Here is an 18,740-nt window from a genome sequence, read left to right as displayed (position 1 = left end):
CGGTGGTCTTGCATGACGGTGTCGCGATTCGGTTTATTTGGGTGCCGCAACGGTCACCAGGGCCGGGCGCAAGATGCGGTCGGCGATGGAGTAGCCCTTTTGCAGCACGCCTACGACGGTGTTGGCGTCCTGCTCGGCAGGCACCATGCTGATGGCCTGATGCAAGTTGGGGTCGAACTTCTCGCCAGCGGGCGGGTTGATTTCCAGCACTTTGTTGCGCTCCAGCGCCGACGTCAACTGACGCAGGGTGATCTGAACACCTTCCAGCACGGTTTCGATCGGGGTGTCCGGCTTGGCAGCGTGGGAGGCCAGGGCCGCTTCCAGGCTGTCGCGCACGGGCAGCATGCTGTCCGCGAACGATTCCACCGCAAACTTGCGTGCCTTGGCGACTTCATCCTCGGCACGGCGACGGATGTTTTCGGCCTCGGCCTTGGCGCGCAGGTACGCGTCAGACACTTCGGCATGCTTGGCCAGCAACTCCGTCATGTCCTGAGCCACCGACTCGTTTGGCAGGGCTTCGATTTCGGGTGCGGGGGTGGCCGCCTGGTCGGGCGTGTTGCTCGTGTCGCTCATCTCTGATTCGGTGTGTTGATTGCGAAAACCCTGCATACATCAGGGTGGGTTGGCAGGCTTCAAGGGCCTGCGCCAAAAATATTTACCCAGCGTGGGCGCGGCTCACTCGTCGGCGCTGGCGGACCAGCGTTGCCAGTCCACCAGTTGGCGGCGGTCTCGCTTGGTGGGACGTCCTTGTTCGAGGCTGTCGGCGGGCTCGGCGCCCAGGCGCCGCGTCTCTGCGAGCTGAGTGCGTCGCAGGATACTGTCCGCCGTCTCTTCGTACAACTGCTGAGCCTGGGGGGCCGGGCCTCGCACGGTGCTCAGGGCCTTCACCATCACGGTCCGCGTCATCGGGCCTTGCCGAATGTCGACGCGGTCGCCGGCCTTGAGCTCTCGAGAGGCCTTCGCCACCTGCTCATTGACCTGGATGCGGCCTTTGTCGATGTCATCGGCGGCCAGGCCGCGGGTTTTGTAGAAGCGGGCGGCCCAGAGCCATTTGTCCAGACGCAGGCGGTCGGTCAAGCCGGGCAGGGGGCGATCTTCGGTGGACATGGGGTCAATGTCGGTGTGCGCGAGACAGGAAACGGGCCGGATCCAGGGCGTCGCGCAGATCGCTCTCGATGGGGCAGGGGCTGCCAGTCACCCAATGGGCCAGCAGGGCACCTGCCAGGGCGGTCCAGGTGATGCCCCGGGATCCCAGTCCTGACGCCAAGTACAGGCCGCCGCGTTCGGTGCGCTCGCGGGGGATCAGGCGCACTTGGTCCAGTCTTGTTCTGGCCGGGGCCTGTGTCAAGCGGTTGTCGGACCAGGGCAGGGCGCCGATCAGGGGCAAGCGGTCGGGCGTGGTGGCCCGCCAGCCCGTGCGGCCTTGCAGGGCCGCGGGCAAGGGGGCGTCGGCAGGGTGGTCCGGGCAGGTGCCCAGCCGGGCCGCCTGCTTCAGGTTGTGGCGATGGTCGGCCTCGCGCACGGCGGGGTCCTCATCGTGGTGCTGCGTGGTGGCCCCAAACAGCAGGCAGTCATCGCGCAAAGGCAGCACATAGCCGCTGCCAGCCACCGGCAAACGAGGCAGACTGACAGCAGGGCGCTGCCCGTCAAGGCCGGGCCAGGCCGAGATCTGGCCACGCACGCGCGACAAGGGCAAAGGCGCCACGGCGCGGTCGTGAGGCAGGGTGGTCAACAAGGTCTGGGCTTGGTGGGCATTGGCCAGCACGAGGCTGGGCGCCTGGGCAATGCAGTGGCCCAGGCTGTCGTGAATTTCCCAGCCATGCTCCGTGGGCACGATGCGCGCTATCGTGTGTCGCCACAGGCAGGTCAACAAGGCTTCCTGTTCATGGTCGCGCCATGCCTGGGCGTCTTGCAGCAGGCGGGCCGCATAGCCGGCCGGGTGCAGCCAGCCGCCTTGCTGATACAGCCAGCCGCCACTGGGCACGGGCACCCCCGCGATCGCGCGGGCAGCGTCCACGTCGAGCCACTGCACATGATCTTTGGGCAGGCCCAGGCGGGCCAGCAGGGCTTGGGCATCGGCGCTGAGCGTCTTGCCGTCCAGGCGCAGCAGGCCTTCACATTGGCCCGCCAGCTCGCCGGCCGCAATCCAGGGCTGCACCTGTCGCCACGTGGCGAGGGCGGCGGCGCGGTGCGCGCGCGCGTGGATGCCATCGTCACCATGCAGCACGCTGTGAAACAAGCCCCCAGGGTTGCCCGAGCCTGCCTGGGCCGGGCCATCATGCTGGTCGATCAGGGTGACGCGCCATCCCTCGCGGCACAGCGCCCAAGCAGCCGAGCAGCCCGCCAGGCCCGCACCCACCACGATCGCATGGCGGTCTGCGGGAGGCGCAGGCGCCCACAGTCCCCCAGCTTGCGGCGCCGGGGTGTGGCGAGGCGCATAAGTGGCCCGCGTGACGGGCATCGGGCCGTCAGCGTCAGGCAGGGGCTCGACCCGAAAGCCCGCCTGGGTCAGGCTGTCTTGCACCCCACTCGCCGACGAGCCCGTGATGGCCGTCGCCTGCGGCGCCGCCAATCGGTTGAGGCGCGACAGCCACTTGGGCGGCACCGTCTCCGAGCCCTTGGCAGGCGCCAGGGTATCCAGGTAAAACGCGTCCACCTCTGCCATCAGGGTGGGCAAGAGGTCGGCCACCTCTCCCAGGCCAAGCATCAGCGTCACCCCTTGAAGGGCACCTCGCGGGCCCAAGGGCTCGTCGAAGTTCAGCGTGTGGAGGCCGGGCGTCAGGGTGGGCCAAGCGTCCACCAGGCGCCGTGCCAAGGTCGGCTCAGGCAGCGATGGCGCAGCCGCTTGGTTCAGGCCATGCGCCTCGCCCAGAGCCTGGGTGGTGAGCGGCTGGTTCTCGATGGCGATGAACACCAATCGGTCGCAGCGCTGAACATCGGCGCGCCAGGCGCTCCAGGTCGCCAGGAAGCGTTTGCCCAAGCCAAAACCGGTTTCCAGAACGACAAACCGCGTTCGCCCCCGCCAGCGCATCGGCAGGCGGTCAAGATCGTCTTGTACGGGAGACGAGGGTGCCTCCGAGGCCTTGCCCGAGGGGCGCCCCTCCAGAGCGGCAGGCATCACCGACATGCTTACTGAGCCAGCCACCCGCCGTCGACGTTCCAGGCCGCGCCACGCACATTGTCCGCACCCGGAGAGCACAGGAACACTGCGAGGTCGCCCAGTTGGGCCGGCGTGACGAACTGCAAGGATGGTTGCTTTTCGCCCAGCAGGTCTTTTTGAGCCTGCTCAACCGAAATGGCGCCTTGTGATGCCTTGGCATCAATCTGCTTTTGCACCAGCGGGGTCAGCACCCAGCCTGGGCAAATCGCATTGACCGTGACGCCCGTGGTGGCCGTCTCCAGCGCCACGGATTTGGTCAGGCCGACCAGACCATGCTTGGCTGCCACATAAGCCGACTTGCCGGCCGACGCCACCAGGCCATGGGCCGACGCCAGGTTGATGATGCGGCCCCAGTTCTTCGCGCGCATGCCCGGCACAGCCAGGCGCATGGTGTGGAAGGCCGAGCTCAGGTTGATGGCGATGACGGCGTCCCACTTCTCGACGGGAAAATCTTCGATCTGGGCCACGTGCTGGATGCCCGCGTTGTTCACCAGGATGTCGACCCCGCCAAACTCGGCTTGCGCATAGGCCATCAGGGCCTCGATCTCGGCGGGCTTGGACATGTCGGCGCCGTGATAGCCCACCTTGATGCCAGAAGCTTGTCCCGCGGCCGCGACAGCGGCCTTGGGCGCGTCGACCTCGCCAAATCCGTTCAGAATGACGTTGGCGCCTTGAGCGGCCAGCTTTTCGGCGATCCCCAGGCCGATTCCACTGGTGGAACCAGTCACCAGGGCAGTCTTTCCTTTCAACATCTCGGGCCTCCTGTCGGCAAGAAGAAACACAATGTGCAGTGGCCCATTATCTGATGTCGTATTGCCAATATGAGCAGCATCCCTCCCTCTTTTGACCCGGTGCAGCCGGTTCTGCACCACGTCACGTGCCCAGGCGCCAGCCAGACCGACGCTGCCACCCATCGCATGGCCTATTGGGCCTGGGGCGATCCGACCAACGAGCGCATCCTCGTCTGCGTGCACGGCCTGAGCCGCCAGGGCCGCGACTTCGACACTCTGGCGCGCCGCCTCAGCGCCCACTACTACGTCATTTGCCCCGATGTGGTCGGGCGCGGTGAGTCCGACCGGCTGGCCGACCCCAAGGGCTACCAGGTGTTCGGCTATGTGGCCGACATGGTGGCGCTGTTGCAACACCTGCGCGCGCAACGCCAGGCTGCTGAGCCACTGGAGATCGACTGGGTTGGCACCTCAATGGGCGGCCTCATCGGTCTGGCCCTGTCCACTTTGCCGCCCGAGGCCTCGGGCGCCCGCCTGCGCAAGTTCGTGCTCAACGATGTGGGCCCGCGCCTGCACCACGACGCGCTGGTGCGCATTGGCGAGTACCTGGGTGTGCCGCGCCGTTTCAGCACCGAGCAGGAAGCGGCCGACTACCTCTGGAGCATTTCCCCGGGATTTGGTCCGCATACGCCCCAGCAATGGCTGGAGCTGTCGCGCCCCTTGCTGCGCCCGGCCCCGGATGGCCAGGGTCTGGTCCTGCACTACGACCCCGCCATTGCCGAGCCTTTCCGCGCCGTGTCGGCAGACAGCACGGCCAGTGGTGAAGCCGCCTTGTGGCAGATTTACGATGCACTGCGTTGCGAAGTGCTGCTGCTGCGTGGCCGGGACTCCGATCTGCTCGACCCCGAGACCGCCCACGACATGACTCAGCGTGGCCCGAAAGCCCGTTTGGTCGAGTTTCCGGGCGTGGGCCACGCGCCCACCTTGATCGCCCCTGATCAAGTCGCCGCTGTTGAGGATTTTCTGTTGGCATGAAATGAAGACTGGACTGCTCAATCCGACGCCGCTGACACCCGACGCCATGGGGCACGCCCCCATCGTGGATCTGGTGGACATGGCGCCGGGCCACGCGGAGTCGGCTGCGCTCTTGGCCAAGGCTCGTGCCTTTGCCGAGCCGCTGCTGCTGACCGAGCGTTTCGAAACCGGGGAAGAGGCGCTGGCCCATGCCGATGGGGTCAGCCTCATCCTCCATGGCATCGGCGCGCCCCCTTCCTTGCGGGCCGTGGCCTACCTCGTCTACGCCAGCCAGTACCTCACCCAGCCCGAAGAGATCATCGGCCGTGCCTTTGGGGCCGACGAGGCGGCGCTGGTGGCCTACACGCGCAAACTGGTGCAGGTGCAGCGCAGCACCCGCGACACCCTGGGTGACGACGCCGAGGGGCCGCTGGCGGCCGAGCAGATCGAGCGCATCCGCAAGATGCTGCTGGCCTTCTCGCGCGACCTCCGTGTGGTGCTCCTGCGTCTGGCCTCGCGCCTGCAGACGCTGCGCTACTACGCCGAAAGCAAGCAGCCATGCCCCCGTTCGCTCGCCCGCGAATCCATGCAGGTGTTCGCGCCGCTGGCCAACCGCCTGGGCATCTGGCAGATCAAATGGGAGTTGGAGGACCTGTCCTTCCGTTTTCTGCAACCCGACGTGTACCGCTCCATCGCCAAAGGCCTGGACGAGAAGCGCCTGGAGCGCGAACTCCACATCGAGCGCGTCCGTCAACAACTGGCGCAGGCGCTGAGCGACGTCGGCTTGTCGGCTCAGGTTCAAGGGCGCCCCAAACACCTCTACAGCATCTGGAAAAAGATGAAGGGCAAGCAGTTGACCCTGGACAAGGTGTTCGACGTGAGGGCTCTGCGGGTGATCGTGGACGATGTGCCGGCCTGCTATGCGGCCCTGAGCCGCGTGCACGAACTCTGGCAGCCCATGCCCGAAGAGTTCTCCGACTACATTGCCAAGCCCAAGCCCAACGGCTACCAGTCTCTGCACACCGTCGTGCGGGACGAACTGGGGCGCTCTATCGAAATCCAGATCCGCACCCAGCCCATGCACGAGCATGCCGAGAGCGGGGTGGCCGCCCACTGGGCGTACAAGGAAGCCGGAACCAAGGGCTACGCGGGCGTGCAGGCTGCGGGCGACTTCGAAAGCCGGGTGGCCGAGGCCCGCAAAACAGTGCTCAGGCAATTGCTGGCCTGGGAGCGCGACCTGGCTGCGGCCGACGATGCCGTGGCGGGCGAGGCCAACCGAGGGCTGTTTGACGACCGCATTTACGTGTTCACGCCCGGCGGCGAAATCATCGACCTGCCGGCTGGCGCTTCGCCCATCGATTTCGCCTACACCCTGCACACCAACCTGGGCCATCGCTGCCGCGGTGCCCGGGTGGACGGCGCCATGGTGCCGCTCAACACGCCCTTGCAAAGTGGGCAAACGGTCGAGATCGTGTCCGTCAAAGAAGGTGGCCCCTCCCTGGACTGGCTCAATGCCGAGCTCGGCTATCTGCGCAGCCCCCGGGCTCGGGCCAAAGTGCGTGCCTGGTTCAACGCCCTGGCACAGCAGGCCACCATCTCTCGCGGGCGCGAGGCTGTGGAAAAGCTGCTGCAACGCGAAGGCAAAACCGCCATCAAGCTGGAGGACCTGGCCAGCAACCTGGGCTTTCGCAATGCCGAAGCCCTGTTCGATGTGATCGGCAAGGACGAGTACTCGCTGCGCAACATCGAGCAGTACCTGCGCCCGGCCGTGCCCGAGCAGGATCCGGACGAGTTGATCGCCCAAAAGCTCGCCCGCAGCGACACCCGTCACCTGGGTGGTGAGGGCAAAGGCGTGCTGGTGGTGGGCATGGACTCGCTGCTGACCCAACTGGCGCGCTGCTGCAAACCGGCGCCGCCCGATCCGATCGGGGGCTATGTCACACGCGGCAAGGGCGTGGCAGTGCACCGACTTGACTGCGTGAACTTCCGCCAGATGTCGGCCAAGAGCCCCGAGCGTGTCATCCCGGTCGCCTGGGGGCGTCAGGCCATGGCCGAGTCCGCGCACTACGCTGTCGATGTGCTCATTGAAGCCCATGACCGCTCCGGCCTGCTGCGCGACGTTTGCGACGTGCTGGCCCAGGGCAAGAGCCATGTGGTGTCCATGCACAGCCAGGCGGTGCGCGACAAGGTCACCATCACGCTGACCGTGCAAACCTCGGATTCCTCCAAACTACAGGCGCTGCTGGCCAAGGTGTTGCAAATCAGCGGAGTTTTGCGGGCACGAAGGAAATGATGCTATAGTGGCGGTCTTGCATTTGCAGGCGCGTAGCTCAGTTGGTTAGAGCACCACCTTGACATGGTGGGGGTCGTTGGTTCGAATCCAATCGCGCCTACCACGCTTTCCAGCGTGGCCCAGCAAACAGCAAACGACTTCAGGCGCGTAGCTCAGTTGGTTAGAGCACCACCTTGACATGGTGGGGGTCGTTGGTTCGAATCCAATCGCGCCTACCAAATTTGGTAGATCTCAAAGCCGGCCTGTCTTTTGATGCGCCGGCTTTGTTCATTTTTGCGCACCCTGGCCGTCGCTTCGCGCGCTGATTGGGGTGCTCATGCTCCGTGCCCTGTCTGGGCCGCCATGTGCTCCTACAATGGGTCGATCCAACAGGAGTCGGACATGAGTGCAGCCCCCAAACAAAAACGAACCGAATCACAGCCATCACCGCAGCCCACTGAGGCGGTCGAGAATTCGGCGAGCGCTTCCGAAGACTCCGCACCAGGCGTGCGCACCATCAAGAAGTACCCCAACCGCCGCCTGTACGACACCCAGACCAGCAGCTACATCACGCTGTCCGACGTGAAAGAAATGGTGATGGGTTGCGAGCAGTTTGTCATCTTGGATGCCAAGACCGGGGAAGACCTCACGCGCAGCATCCTGCTTCAGATCATTCTGGAAGAGGAGTCGGCCGGCATGCCGATGTTCTCGACCCAGGCGCTGGCTCAGATCATTCGCCTGTATGGCAACACCATGCAGGGCCTGATGGGCAACTACCTCGAAAAGAACATCCAGTCCTTCATCGACCTGCAGTCCCGTCTCACCGAAAACTCGGTCAAAAGCCTGCAGAACCCGCTGATGCAGACCTTCATGGGCGGTTACATCGAGCAATCGCGCCAGATGTTCACCCAGATGCAGGAGCAGATGGGCAAACAGGCCGAATCTCTGATCGGCAACCTAGGTGCGGGCCTGACGCCCAAGAAGTAAAGGCTTCAAGGCACCCCAGACGTTGTCCAGCATGATGGGGTGCGCCTTCTCCAGTGGGTGGATGCCGTCGTGCTGGAACCAGTCGCGCGCATCGGCCCGATCGGCCACGCCCCGCAGGAAAAAGGGCACCAAGGCGCAGCGCTGGGCCTTCGCCACGTCCTGGAACAGGCGCGCAAAATCACCCGCATAGCGTTTGCCATAGTTCGGTGGCATCTGCATGCCCACCAACACCACCTGAGCCCCTTGGGCCTGCGCCGCTGCCACCATGGCGCTCAGGTTCTCGTGGCTGCTGCGCGAGGGCAGCCCGCGCAGCGCATCGTTGGCGCCCAGTTCGATCACCACAAAGCGCGGTCGATGCCGTTGCAGCAAGGCCGGCAACCGCGCGCGGCCGCCCGATGTGGTTTCGCCGCTGATGCTGGCATTGACCACCTGCGCGGCGATGCGCTCGCGCTGAAGGCGCTGCGTCAACAGAGCCACCCAGCCGCTGCCCCGTTGCAGGCCATACTCGGCTGACAGGCTGTCACCCAGGATCAGGATGGCGGGCGGCGGCTCTGCCCCAGCAGCCTGGACTGCGCCCAGCCATGGCCCCAGGCCGGCGAGCATCAGCATCCGTCGCTTACAGTTGAACCGCATTCCAGCTACGACCTTTCCTTCATGACAGACACCACACCCCGTCCGACCCCGGAAGCCGCCTTGGCCATTCGGGTGCGTGCGTTGAGCAAGACCGTTCAGGACTCCTCCGGGCCTTTGACCATTTTGCACAACATCGACCTCGATGTGCCGCGTGGGGCTTCCCTGGCCATCGTGGGGGCGTCGGGTTCGGGCAAGAGCACCTTGCTGTCCCTGTTGGCGGGCCTGGATGTGCCCAGCACTGGGCAGGTCTGGCTGTCGGGGCAATCGCTTTTTGAGCTCAATGAAGACCAGCGTGCTGCGCACCGCGCGCGGCATGTGGGCTTCGTGTTTCAGAGCTTTCAGCTCATCGGTCACCTGACGGCACTCGAAAACGTCATGCTGCCATTGGAGTTACGCGGTGACCGGCAAGCGCGCAGCAAGGCCATCGCCATGCTCCAGCGTGTCGGCCTGGGGGAGCGCCTGCAGCACAAGCCAGCGATTCTGTCGGGCGGCGAACAGCAGCGCGTCGCCCTGGCGCGCGCCTTCGTGATGCAGCCCGACATCCTCATGGCCGACGAGCCCACCGGCAGCCTCGACCACGCCACCGGTCAGGCCATCATGGACCTGATGTTCGCGCTCAACAGCGAGTCGGGTACCACCCTGATCCTCGTGACCCACGACAACCAGATTGCCGAGCGCTGCCAGCAGCGCATTCGCATCAGCGCGGGCCGCCTGAGCGGTTAGGATGCCGGCATGAGTCTGAAACTGCTATTTGGCTTCCATGCCGTGACCGTGCGCCTCAAAGTGGCGCCCAAATCCATCCGTGAATTGCACGTTGACGCGACCCGTCGCGACCAGCGCATGAAGCAGTTCCTCGCCAAGGTCGAAGAAGCGGGCCTGAAGGTCATCGAAAGCGACGACGACAAGCTGCAAAAGATGTGCGGCACCCATCGCCACCAAGGCGTGGTGGCCCGCGTGGAAGTGATTCAGCAGAGCAATTCCCTGGACGACCTGCTTGACGGCTTGACCGAGCCAGCACTCTTGTTGGTGCTCGATGGCATCACCGATCCGCACAACCTGGGCGCTTGCCTGCGTGTGGCCGATGGCGCGGGCGTTCATGCCGTGATTGCCCCCAAAGACCACGCTGTGGGTATCAATGCCACGGTGGCCAAGGTGGCCAGCGGTGCGGCCGAGACCGTGCCCTACTTCATGGTGACCAACCTGGCGCGGACGCTGGCCGAACTCAAAGAGCGCGACATCTGGATCATCGGTACGTCCGACGACGCACCGGCTAGCCTGTACCAGACCGACCTGCGTGGTCCGACCGCCTTGGTGTTGGGCGCCGAAGGTGAGGGCATGCGTCAGCTCACCCGCAAGAACTGTGACGCGCTGGTCAGCATCCCGATGATGGGCTCGGTCGACAGCCTCAATGTGTCGGTCGCCAGTGGCGTTTGCCTCTACGAAGCGCGCCGCCAGCGTCTGGGCTGAGAACCTGGCTTACTCCGGGGCGCGAAAGCGCGCCACGTCACGGCGACGTTGTGCGCGCTGAGCCCAGGCGCTCAAGGCCCAGGCCCCCAGCATCCAGGCCAGGCCCAGCCAGTGCAGCTGGCTGTAGCCCTGGTGGGTCAGCACCCACCCACCGCCCGAGGCGCCCACGGCATGCCCCAGGTAGATGGCCGAGGTGTTCAGTGCCATCAGGGCCGGGGCCAGTCGCGGTGACAGGCCACCCAGGCGGGCCTGCTGGCCCGAGTTGGTGGCGAACCCGCTCAAGGCCCAGGGCAGCATCACCAGCGCTAGCCCGAGCAGGGTGGTGGCCAGAGGCCAGATGAGCAGGCTCAAGGCCATCATGCCCAGCGTCAGCGTCACGGCCGGGGCGGCACCCATGCGGTCGACCGTGCGGTTTAACACCAGGTTGCCCGCCAGCGCCAGGGCGCCAAACCAGGCAAACAGCAAGCTGATCTGCTCCGGGCTGGCGCCAAAGTCGTGCTTGTAATATGGGGCGGCGTAGGCCAGCACCGTGAACTGTCCGGCGCTTTGGGTGGCGGTGACCAGCACCACGGCCATCAGCAAGGGCGACTTGAACACCTTGCGCCACGCACGCCATGACAGGGCAGGGGGGCGAATGCCCTTGGGCAGCGCGCGGTGCACCATCCAGGCCGCCGCCAGCGCCCCCACTGCCACGATCATCATCACCACGCGCCATCCCACGCGCTCACCAATCCAGGCCGCCAGCGGCATGCCCGCCACCGAGGCCACGGACCAGCCCATGAACACGAAGGTGATGTGCCGACCCCGGTGCGCCGGGGTGCTCATGAAGCCCATCACGGCCGCAGCCTGAGGCGTGAACACCGCCGCCGACAAGACCGTGAGCGCACGAATCGGCCACAGCCACTCATACGAGGGCGCCACAGCGCACAGCGCAAAGCCCAGCGCATACCAGGCCATGGCCCAGCTGAGCAGGCGACGTCGATCGACTTTCGTGACGGCGCCGGCCAGCAAAGGCGCGCCCACGCCCATCATCACGGCGCCAATGGCAATCAGCTGCCCGCCTTTGCTGACCGTGATGTTCAGGTCGCGCGTGAGGTCATTGAGCACACCGCCAATGGCCATCACGCCACAGCCGATGATGAAGTTGCCAAACAGCAAAGCCCACAAGGCTCGGCTCATGGCCTTGCGGGGCAAGGCGCGTTCCAGTTCCACTACGACAGCTCAGCTTCAGTGTGGAACGCGCAGGGCTTCCGGGTTGACGATGTTCGTCGGCTGGCCCGTCATGAAGTTCAGCAGATTGTCGAACGCGGCACTGAAGAGGTGTTCGTAGTTGCTTTGCTCAACGAAACCGATGTGCGGTGTACAGATGGCATTTTCCAGGCGCAGCAGGGGGTGTCCCTGCAAAATCGGCTCGCTCTCGAACACGTCCACCGCCGCCATGCCAGGGCGGCCCCGGTTCAAGGCGGACACCAGGGCGCCTTCCTGAATCAGCTCGGCCCGCGCGGTGTTGACCAGCAAGGCGGTGGGCTTCATGTGCCCCAGGTCTTCCGCCGTGATCACCCCTTGGGTGGTTTCGCCCAGGCGCAAATGCAGACTCAACACGTCGCTGGCGGCAAAGAAAGCTTCGCGGCTGGGTGCCGGGATGTAGCCGTCGGCCACCGCGCGGGCGCGGGCCTCGTTGCTGCCCCACACCGTCACGTGCATGCCAAAGGCCTCGCCATAGCCGGCCACCAAGCGGCCCACACGGCCATAGCCCCAGATCCCCAGCGTCTTTCCTTTCAGTGACATGCCCAAGCTGAAGTTGGTCGGCATCGATGCCGCCTTCAGGCCGGACTGCTGCCACGCGCCATGTTTGAGGTTGCCGATGTACTGAGGCAGGCGGCGCATCGCCGACATGATGTGCGCCCAGGTGAGCTCGGCGGTGGAGACCGGGTCGCTCGGGGTTTCGGCCACGGCAATGCCCAGGCGGGTGCAGGCGTCCAGGTCGATGTGGGGGCCGACGGGGCCGGTCTGGCTGATCAGCCGCAACTTGGGCAGCTTTTCCAGCAAGGCTTTGGGAAAGTGCGTGCGTTCGCGAATCAGAACCAGGGCTTCAGCGTCGCGCAGTCGCACGGCCAACTGGCCCACGCCCTTGACGGTGTTGGTGAAAACCTTGGCCGAGAGGCCGTCCAGCTTGGACGCGCAGGGAAGCTTGCGGACGGCGTCCTGGTAGTCGTCCAGAATGATGATGTTCATGGGGGCGTGTGCAATGCAGCTGCCCATTTTGCAACGCTTGAGGCGTTGCGAACACGGATCACAATGAAAAGTTCGTTACCACGTGGTCACTTTGGCCGAGCGGTTCGACTCACGGGGGCTGCGAGCAGGGCCCTCCGGAAAGTGATGGTTCAGTGCGGCGACACGGCTCTTGGCCTCGCCTTCGCCGCGGTTCTCGGCCACGATCTCGAACACATCGGCGCGCAGGTGCCACAACTCGCGCAAGGAGCGCGATGCCTCGATCTGGTAGCGCACCTGGTAGGCCTTGGCTGACTGCATGTCCATCAAGGCGGCATGAAACGCCGCCCGAATCTTGCGGATTTCGCCAATGGGGGCGGGTTTTGGCGCCGGCTCCTCCAAGTCCCACACCCAGCGCCACACCTGGCCGAACCAGCGCCACATCGCCGGCGGTTGAACGGCGAACCTGGATGGGGGGGCGACCTCGGCCCGATCCGGGCCAACGCTCATGGATTGAGCGGTCTGCGTGGTTTGCGTCGCCGTACGCGAATGGGGGTACAGAAAGAACGCCATCTTGTCCTCTTACTTCCTGCCGAGAGAGAGGGGCTCTCCAGCGTCACCCTAAGGCTATCGGAGTTGAGACAAGGCGGGGTGGCCGCTGTGGCCCAGGTCTGCGCACTAGTTGGCGCAACGCCCGTAAAACTGTCCAGAAACGAGGGCTCAGGCAGGCATCGGCATGGCGGTTTCCACTATGCGGACGAAATCGACGCGGCGGACCTTGCTGCGGGCCTCATGAAACACCTCGCGGGCACACGATTCACAGCAGCCGCAGCAGGTGGCCACGCCCGTGTCCATTTGCAGGTCATCAAATGACATGCAGCCTTGTTGGGCGTGGTGCTTGATTTCCCGGTCGGAGATCCGGTTGCAGACACAAACGATCATGATGTGACTCGGCAGCGTTGATGCGACCATTCTAAATGGGAATGATTCGCATGCAACTTATTTGTGAGTCACCCTGATCACGACAAGGGGTTCAACCGGCCACGTCGCCCATCATCGACTGCAGGTAGTTCTGCAGTCCTACCTTGTCGACCAACTCCATCTGGGTCTCCAGGAAGTCGATGTGTTCCTCGGTGTCGTCGAGGATCATCTGCAGCAGATCGCGAGACACGTAGTCGCGCACCGACTCACAGTAGGCGATGCCATCCTTGACCGTGCCTTGGGCAAACGACTCCAGCTTGTGGTCGCACGACAGGATCTCCGGGACGTCCTCACCGATCAGGATCTTGCCCAGATCCTGCAAATTGGGCAGGCCGTCCAGCGTGAAAATGCGCTCCATGAGCTTGTCGGCGTGCTTCATTTCGCCGATCGACTCTTCGTATTCCTTCTTGGCCAGTTTGTCGAAGCCCCAGTGTTTCAGCATGCGGTAATGCAGAAAGTACTGGTTGGTTGCTGTCAGCTCATTCTTCAGTTGAGCGTTGAGGAACTCGATGACTTTGGGGTCGCCCTTCATGGTGAACCTTTCTGGTGAGCTGTGGGGGAGGGTGCCAAGATTGTGTCTCAGATGACAGAGCCAATGGGCGGCGAGGGGGCTGTCACGCCCCCGGCACTCGGATCGGTTATACTCCTAAGGTTTACCCGCAACCATCCCCGCCTAGCGAAACCCCCTTCGTTTCCCTCACCGGACTCGTTTTGTCACGTCTGTATCAGGCGGCGAAAGCCGCGCAGAAGTCACAAGGGCTGAGCTGGGCGCGCACAACAAACGGAGAATGAACCCGTGCTGCCCGTACTGCCCCAAGCTCTTCTGGCCCTCGCAGACGGCACGGTCTTTCTAGGCACTTCGATCGGCGCTGCCGGTCACACAGTTGGTGAAGTGGTGTTCAACACCTCCATCACCGGCTACCAGGAAATCCTCACCGACCCCAGCTATTGCCGCCAGATCGTCACCCTGACGTATCCGCACATCGGCAACTACGGCGTCAACGGTGAAGACATCGAAGCCTCGAAAGTCCATGCCGCTGGTCTGATCATCAAAGACCTGCCCATCCGCGCTTCCAACTTCCGCCAGACCCAGACGCTCTCGCAGTACCTGCAGGCTGAAGGCACGGTCGGGATCGCCAACATCGACACCCGCAAGCTGACCCGCCTGCTGCGCTCCAAGGGCGCCCAGAATGGCGCGATCATCGCCTTACCTGTGGGTCAAGCTGTCACCGATGCGGTCATCGCCGACGCTGTCGCCAAGGCCAAGGCTGCACCCAGCATGAACGGCCAGGACCTGGCCAAGGTCGTCAGCCAGACCAGCGTGACGGTGTGGGACGAGACCGAGTGGAAGCTGGCCAACCCGCAACTGGGCGGCAAGCCCGGTTTCGGCCAGCAGACGGCCCCCAAGTTCCACGTGGTCGCCTATGACTTTGGCGTCAAGCGCAACATCCTGCGCATGCTGGCCGAGCGCGGCTGTAAGGTCACCGTGCTGCCCGCCCAGACGCCCGCTGCCGAGGCCCTGAAGTACAAACCTGACGGCATCTTCCTGTCCAACGGCCCTGGCGACCCCGAGGCCTGCGACTACGCGATTGCCGCGGTCAAGGAACTGGTCGCCACTGGCATACCCACCTTCGGGATCTGCCTGGGTCACCAGATCATGGCCCTGGCTGCCGGCGCCAAGACCTTCAAGATGAACCACGGTCACCACGGCGGCAACCACCCCGTCAAGGATCTGGACACCGGTCGCGTCAGCATCACCAGCCAGAACCACGGTTTTGCGGCAGACATCGACTCGCTGCCGGCCAACCTGCGCGCCACGCACGTCTCGCTGTTTGACGGCACGCTGCAAGGCCTGGCCTTCACCGACAAACCCGCTTTCAGCTTCCAGGGTCACCCGGAAGCCTCGCCCGGACCGCATGACATCGGCTACCTGTTCGACCGCTTCGTGGCATTGATGGAGAAGAAGAATGCCTAAGCGCACAGACATCAAGAGCATCCTCATCATCGGCGCCGGCCCGATCATCATCGGTCAGGCCTGCGAATTCGACTACTCCGGCGCTCAGGCCTGCAAGGCCCTGCGTGAAGAGGGTTACAAGGTCATCCTGGTCAACAGCAACCCGGCGACCATCATGACCGACCCGGCCACGGCCGATGTCACCTACATCGAGCCCATCACCTGGCAGGTGGTCGAGCGCATCATCGCCAAGGAACGCCCGGACGCGATCTTGCCGACCATGGGCGGCCAGACCGCGCTGAACTGCGCGCTCGACCTGCACAAGCATGGCGTGCTCGACAAGTACAAGGTCGAGATGATCGGTGCCAACGAGCACGCGATCGAAAAAGCCGAAGACCGCCAGAAGTTCAAGGAAGCCATGACCAGCATTGGTCTGGACTCGGCGAAGTCGGGCATTGCCCACTCGATGGAAGAAGCCTGGGCGGTGCAAAAGCGCATCACGGCCGACATCGGTGGCGCTGGCTTCCCCATGGTGATCCGTCCCAGCTTCACGCTCGGTGGCACCGGTGGTGGCATTGCCTACAACCCAGAAGAATTCGAAGAGATCTGCAAGCGTGGTCTGGACCTGTCCCCGACCAAGGAACTGCTGATCGAAGAATCGCTGATCGGCTGGAAAGAGTACGAAATGGAAGTGGTCCGCGACAAGGCGGACAACTGCATCATCGTGTGCTCGATCGAAAACCTGGACCCGATGGGCATCCACACCGGTGACTCCATCACCGTGGCCCCGGCCCAGACCCTGACCGACCGCGAATACCAGCTGCTGCGCAACGCCTCCATCGCCATCCTGCGCGAAATCGGCGTGGAAACCGGCGGCTCCAACGTGCAGTTCTCGATCAACCCGGACAACGGCCGGATGATCGTGATCGAAATGAACCCGCGTGTGTCGCGTTCGTCGGCGCTGGCCTCCAAGGCCACGGGTTTCCCGATCGCCAAGATCGCGGCCAAGCTGTCGGTGGGTTACACGCTCGACGAGCTCAAGAACGACATCACCGGTGGCGCCACCCCGGCTTCGTTCGAGCCCTCGATCGACTACGTCGTCACCAAGATCCCGCGTTTCGCTTTCGAGAAGTTCCCCGCAGCTGACTCGCGTCTGACGACGCAGATGAAGTCGGTGGGCGAGGTGATGGCCATGGGCCGCACCTTCCAGGAATCCTTCCAGAAGGCCCTGCGTGGCCTGGAAACCGGCATTGACGGCCTGAGCGAGATCAGCACCGACCGCGAGGAAATCGTCGAAGAGATCGGCACCCCGGGTCCGGATCGCATCCTGTTCCTGGGTGACGCTTTCCGCCTGGGCATGAGCCTGGATGAGATCTTCGAAGAAACGAAGATCGACCCCTGGTTCCTGGCGCAGATCGAAGACATCATCAAGACCGAAGGCCAGGTCAAGGGTCGCACGCTGGAGAGCCTGTCGGCTGCCGAGCTGCGCTACCTGAAGCAAAAGGGCTTCTCGGACCGTCGTCTGGCCAAGCTGATGGGCACCAACCAGCACGAGGTCCGCAAGGCCCGTCATGCGCTCAAGGTCCGTCCGGTCTACAAGCGCGTTGACACCTGCGCAGCCGAGTTCGCCACGCAAACGGCCTACCTGTACTCGTGCTACGAGACCGAAGGTGGCGAGTGCGAAGCCGAGCCGACGAGCAACAAGAAGATCATGGTGCTGGGCGGTGGCCCGAACCGCATTGGTCAAGGCATCGAGTTCGACTACTGCTGCGTCCACGCCTCGCTCGCCATGCGCGAAGACGGCTATGAGACCATCATGGTCAACTGCAACCCCGAAACCGTCTCGACCGACTACGACACCTCCGACCGCCTGTACTTTGAGCCGGTGACGCTGGAAGACGTGCTGGAAATCGTCGAGAAGGAAAAGCCGGTGGGCGTGATCGTGCAGTATGGCGGTCAAACCCCGTTGAAGCTCGCGCTGGATCTGGAGCGTGCGGGTGTGCCCATCATTGGCACCTCGCCGGACAGCATCGACATCGCGGAAGACCGCGAGCGCTTCCAGGCGCTTCTGCACAAGCTGGGCCTCAAGCAGCCGCCCAACCGCACGGCGCGCACCGAAGAAGCGGCACTGCAACTGGCACAAGAGATCGGCTATCCCCTGGTGGTGCGTCCTTCTTACGTGCTGGGTGGCCGCGCGATGGAAATCGTGCACGGTGACAAGGACCTGGAGCGCTACATGCGCGAAGCCGTCCGCGTCTCCGAGAAGTCGCCCGTGCTGCTGGACCGCTTCCTGAACGACGCGGTCGAAGTGGACGTGGACTGCATCTCCGATGGCACCGAAGTCATGATCGGCGGCATCATGGAGCACATCGAACAAGCAGGTGTGCACTCCGGTGACTCGGCCTGTTCGCTGCCTCCTTACACGCTGTCGGCCGTGATTCAGGACGAACTGCGTCGCCAGACTGCCTTGATGGCCAAGGCCCTCAATGTCGTCGGCCTGATGAACGTGCAGTTCGCCATCCAGGGCAATGTGACCCAGGGGCTGGACGCCGTCACGGTCTACGTGCTGGAAGTGAACCCACGCGCTTCGCGTACCGTGCCTTACGTCTCCAAGGCCACCGGTCAGCAACTGGCCAAGATTGCAGCCCGCTGCATGGCAGGTCAGAAACTGTCGACGCAAAAGAGCGCCGATGGCAAGGCCCCGCGCGAAGTGGTGCCGCCTTACTTCACCGTCAAGGAAGCCGTCTTCCCGTTCAACAAGTTCCCAGGCGTGGACCCGGTCCTCGGCCCTGAAATGCGTTCGACAGGCGAAGTCATGGGGGTGGGCGCCACGTTCGGCGAAGCCATGCTCAAGAGCCAGCTCGGTGCCGGTTCGCGCCTGCCTGAAAAGGGCACGGTGTGCATCTCGGTGAAGGACGGTGACAAGGCGCGCGCGGTCAAGGTCGCCAAGGATCTGGTCGAGCTGGGCTTCAACGTGGTGGCCACCAAGGGCACCGCTGCGGCCATCGCGGCAGCCGGTGTGCCAGTCAAGCCGGTGAACAAGGTCAAGGATGGCCGTCCGCACATCTCGGACGCCATCAAGGCAGGCGACATTCAGCTGGTGTTCACCACCGTGGACGAAACTCGCACGGCCATTGCCGACTCGCGCAGCATCCGTACCGCCGCCCTGGCCAACCGCGTGACCTACTACACGACCATGGCAGGCTGCGAAGCGGTCGTGCAAGCGCTCAAGCACCACGACGATCTGGTCGTGTACTCGCTGCAAGAGTTGCACGCCAAATTGCACTAAACTGTGCGCTCAGCCGCAGGTGCTCGTCGCCTGCGGCAAACCAA

Annotated in this window: 17 protein-coding genes and 2 tRNA genes; 9 read left to right on the top strand and 10 right to left on the bottom strand. The window is 64.2% G+C overall.

Annotation, left to right across the window (positions count from 1 at the left end; translation table 11 throughout):
* Positions 1-33: 33 nt before the first annotated feature.
* The 4 genes from grpE to AC3WW4_RS10155 all read right to left on the bottom strand — a co-directional run bounded on the left by grpE (position 34) and on the right by AC3WW4_RS10155 (position 3,912).
* Positions 34-609, bottom strand: a complete 576-nt coding sequence (gene grpE / locus AC3WW4_RS10170) for a nucleotide exchange factor GrpE (protein WP_488828318.1) — start codon at positions 607-609, stop codon at positions 34-36.
* Between the two features lie 66 nt (positions 610-675).
* Complete coding sequence (locus tag AC3WW4_RS10165) at positions 676-1,107, bottom strand: RNA-binding S4 domain-containing protein (protein ID WP_488828317.1); 432 nt, start codon at positions 1,105-1,107, stop codon at positions 676-678.
* Between the two features lie 4 nt (positions 1,108-1,111).
* Positions 1,112-3,118: an FAD-dependent 5-carboxymethylaminomethyl-2-thiouridine(34) oxidoreductase MnmC1 gene (gene mnmC1 / locus AC3WW4_RS10160; protein WP_488828316.1), complete on the bottom strand. Its 2,007-nt coding sequence runs from the start codon at positions 3,116-3,118 to the stop codon at positions 1,112-1,114.
* Between the two features lie 11 nt (positions 3,119-3,129).
* Complete coding sequence (locus tag AC3WW4_RS10155) at positions 3,130-3,912, bottom strand: 3-hydroxybutyrate dehydrogenase (RefSeq protein WP_488828315.1); 783 nt, start codon at positions 3,910-3,912, stop codon at positions 3,130-3,132.
* Positions 3,913-3,981: 69 nt separating this feature from the next.
* Here AC3WW4_RS10155 and AC3WW4_RS10150 point away from each other — a divergent pair, with 69 nt between their 5' ends.
* The 5 genes from AC3WW4_RS10150 (at position 3,982) to phaR (ending at position 8,161) form a co-directional block, all read left to right on the top strand.
* Positions 3,982-4,923: an alpha/beta fold hydrolase gene (locus AC3WW4_RS10150; RefSeq protein WP_488828313.1), complete on the top strand. Its 942-nt coding sequence runs from the start codon at positions 3,982-3,984 to the stop codon at positions 4,921-4,923.
* Position 4,924: 1 nt separating this feature from the next.
* Complete coding sequence (locus AC3WW4_RS10145; RefSeq protein WP_488828311.1) at positions 4,925-7,195, top strand: RelA/SpoT family protein; 2,271 nt, start codon at positions 4,925-4,927, stop codon at positions 7,193-7,195.
* A gap of 26 nt (positions 7,196-7,221) precedes the next feature.
* Positions 7,222-7,298, top strand: a tRNA-Val gene (locus AC3WW4_RS10140).
* A gap of 38 nt (positions 7,299-7,336) precedes the next feature.
* Positions 7,337-7,413: transfer RNA gene (locus AC3WW4_RS10135), tRNA-Val, on the top strand.
* Between the two features lie 163 nt (positions 7,414-7,576).
* A complete protein-coding gene (gene phaR, locus AC3WW4_RS10130; protein WP_488828310.1) occupies positions 7,577-8,161 on the top strand; it encodes a polyhydroxyalkanoate synthesis repressor PhaR in 585 nt (194 codons plus the stop codon).
* Here phaR and AC3WW4_RS10125 read toward each other — a convergent pair.
* Entirely contained in the window at positions 8,132-8,764 is a 633-nt protein-coding gene (locus tag AC3WW4_RS10125) for an arylesterase (RefSeq protein ID WP_488829726.1), read from the bottom strand. The two genes, phaR and AC3WW4_RS10125, sit on opposite strands and share 30 nt — an antisense overlap.
* Before the next feature lie 51 nt (positions 8,765-8,815).
* On the opposite strand from AC3WW4_RS10125, the gene AC3WW4_RS10120 reads away from it, so the two are divergent.
* Together AC3WW4_RS10120 and rlmB are read left to right on the top strand one after the other, a co-directional pair.
* The gene (locus tag AC3WW4_RS10120; protein WP_488828309.1) at positions 8,816-9,517 is read left to right on the top strand and encodes an ABC transporter ATP-binding protein; all 702 of its coding nucleotides are present in this window, start codon (positions 8,816-8,818) and stop codon (positions 9,515-9,517) included.
* A gap of 9 nt (positions 9,518-9,526) precedes the next feature.
* The gene (gene rlmB, locus AC3WW4_RS10115) at positions 9,527-10,261 is read left to right on the top strand and encodes a 23S rRNA (guanosine(2251)-2'-O)-methyltransferase RlmB (protein WP_320361667.1); all 735 of its coding nucleotides are present in this window, start codon (positions 9,527-9,529) and stop codon (positions 10,259-10,261) included.
* 9 nt (positions 10,262-10,270) lie between these two features.
* Here the strand turns inward: rlmB and AC3WW4_RS10110 are convergent, their stop codons facing one another.
* The 5 genes from AC3WW4_RS10110 to bfr form a co-directional block, all read right to left on the bottom strand.
* Positions 10,271-11,473, bottom strand: a complete 1,203-nt coding sequence (locus AC3WW4_RS10110; protein ID WP_488828308.1) for an MFS transporter — start codon at positions 11,471-11,473, stop codon at positions 10,271-10,273.
* A gap of 15 nt (positions 11,474-11,488) precedes the next feature.
* Positions 11,489-12,496: a D-2-hydroxyacid dehydrogenase family protein gene (locus AC3WW4_RS10105; protein ID WP_488828307.1), complete on the bottom strand. Its 1,008-nt coding sequence runs from the start codon at positions 12,494-12,496 to the stop codon at positions 11,489-11,491.
* A gap of 75 nt (positions 12,497-12,571) precedes the next feature.
* The gene (locus AC3WW4_RS10100) at positions 12,572-13,045 is read right to left on the bottom strand and encodes a hypothetical protein (RefSeq protein ID WP_488828306.1); all 474 of its coding nucleotides are present in this window, start codon (positions 13,043-13,045) and stop codon (positions 12,572-12,574) included.
* Positions 13,046-13,192: 147 nt separating this feature from the next.
* On the bottom strand, positions 13,193-13,414 hold the full coding sequence (locus AC3WW4_RS10095; RefSeq protein ID WP_488829725.1) for a (2Fe-2S)-binding protein: 222 nt from the start codon (positions 13,412-13,414) through the stop codon (positions 13,193-13,195).
* A 91-nt stretch (positions 13,415-13,505) separates the two neighbouring features.
* Positions 13,506-13,985, bottom strand: a complete 480-nt coding sequence (gene bfr / locus AC3WW4_RS10090) for a bacterioferritin (protein ID WP_428021323.1) — start codon at positions 13,983-13,985, stop codon at positions 13,506-13,508.
* A 264-nt stretch (positions 13,986-14,249) separates the two neighbouring features.
* Here bfr and carA point away from each other — a divergent pair, with 264 nt between their 5' ends.
* Both carA and carB read left to right on the top strand, forming a co-directional pair.
* Complete coding sequence (gene carA / locus AC3WW4_RS10085) at positions 14,250-15,428, top strand: glutamine-hydrolyzing carbamoyl-phosphate synthase small subunit (RefSeq protein ID WP_488828304.1); 1,179 nt, start codon at positions 14,250-14,252, stop codon at positions 15,426-15,428.
* Positions 15,421-18,696 (top strand): carbamoyl-phosphate synthase large subunit, encoded by a 3,276-nt coding sequence (gene carB / locus AC3WW4_RS10080; RefSeq protein ID WP_488828302.1) that lies wholly within the window; start codon positions 15,421-15,423, stop codon positions 18,694-18,696. Before carA ends, carB begins: the two co-directional genes overlap by 8 nt.
* The last annotated feature ends 44 nt before the right edge of the window (positions 18,697-18,740 follow it).

This window comes from Aquabacterium sp. TM01 (assembly GCF_057808345.1).
This window is presented reverse-complemented; position numbering and strand designations above follow the sequence as displayed.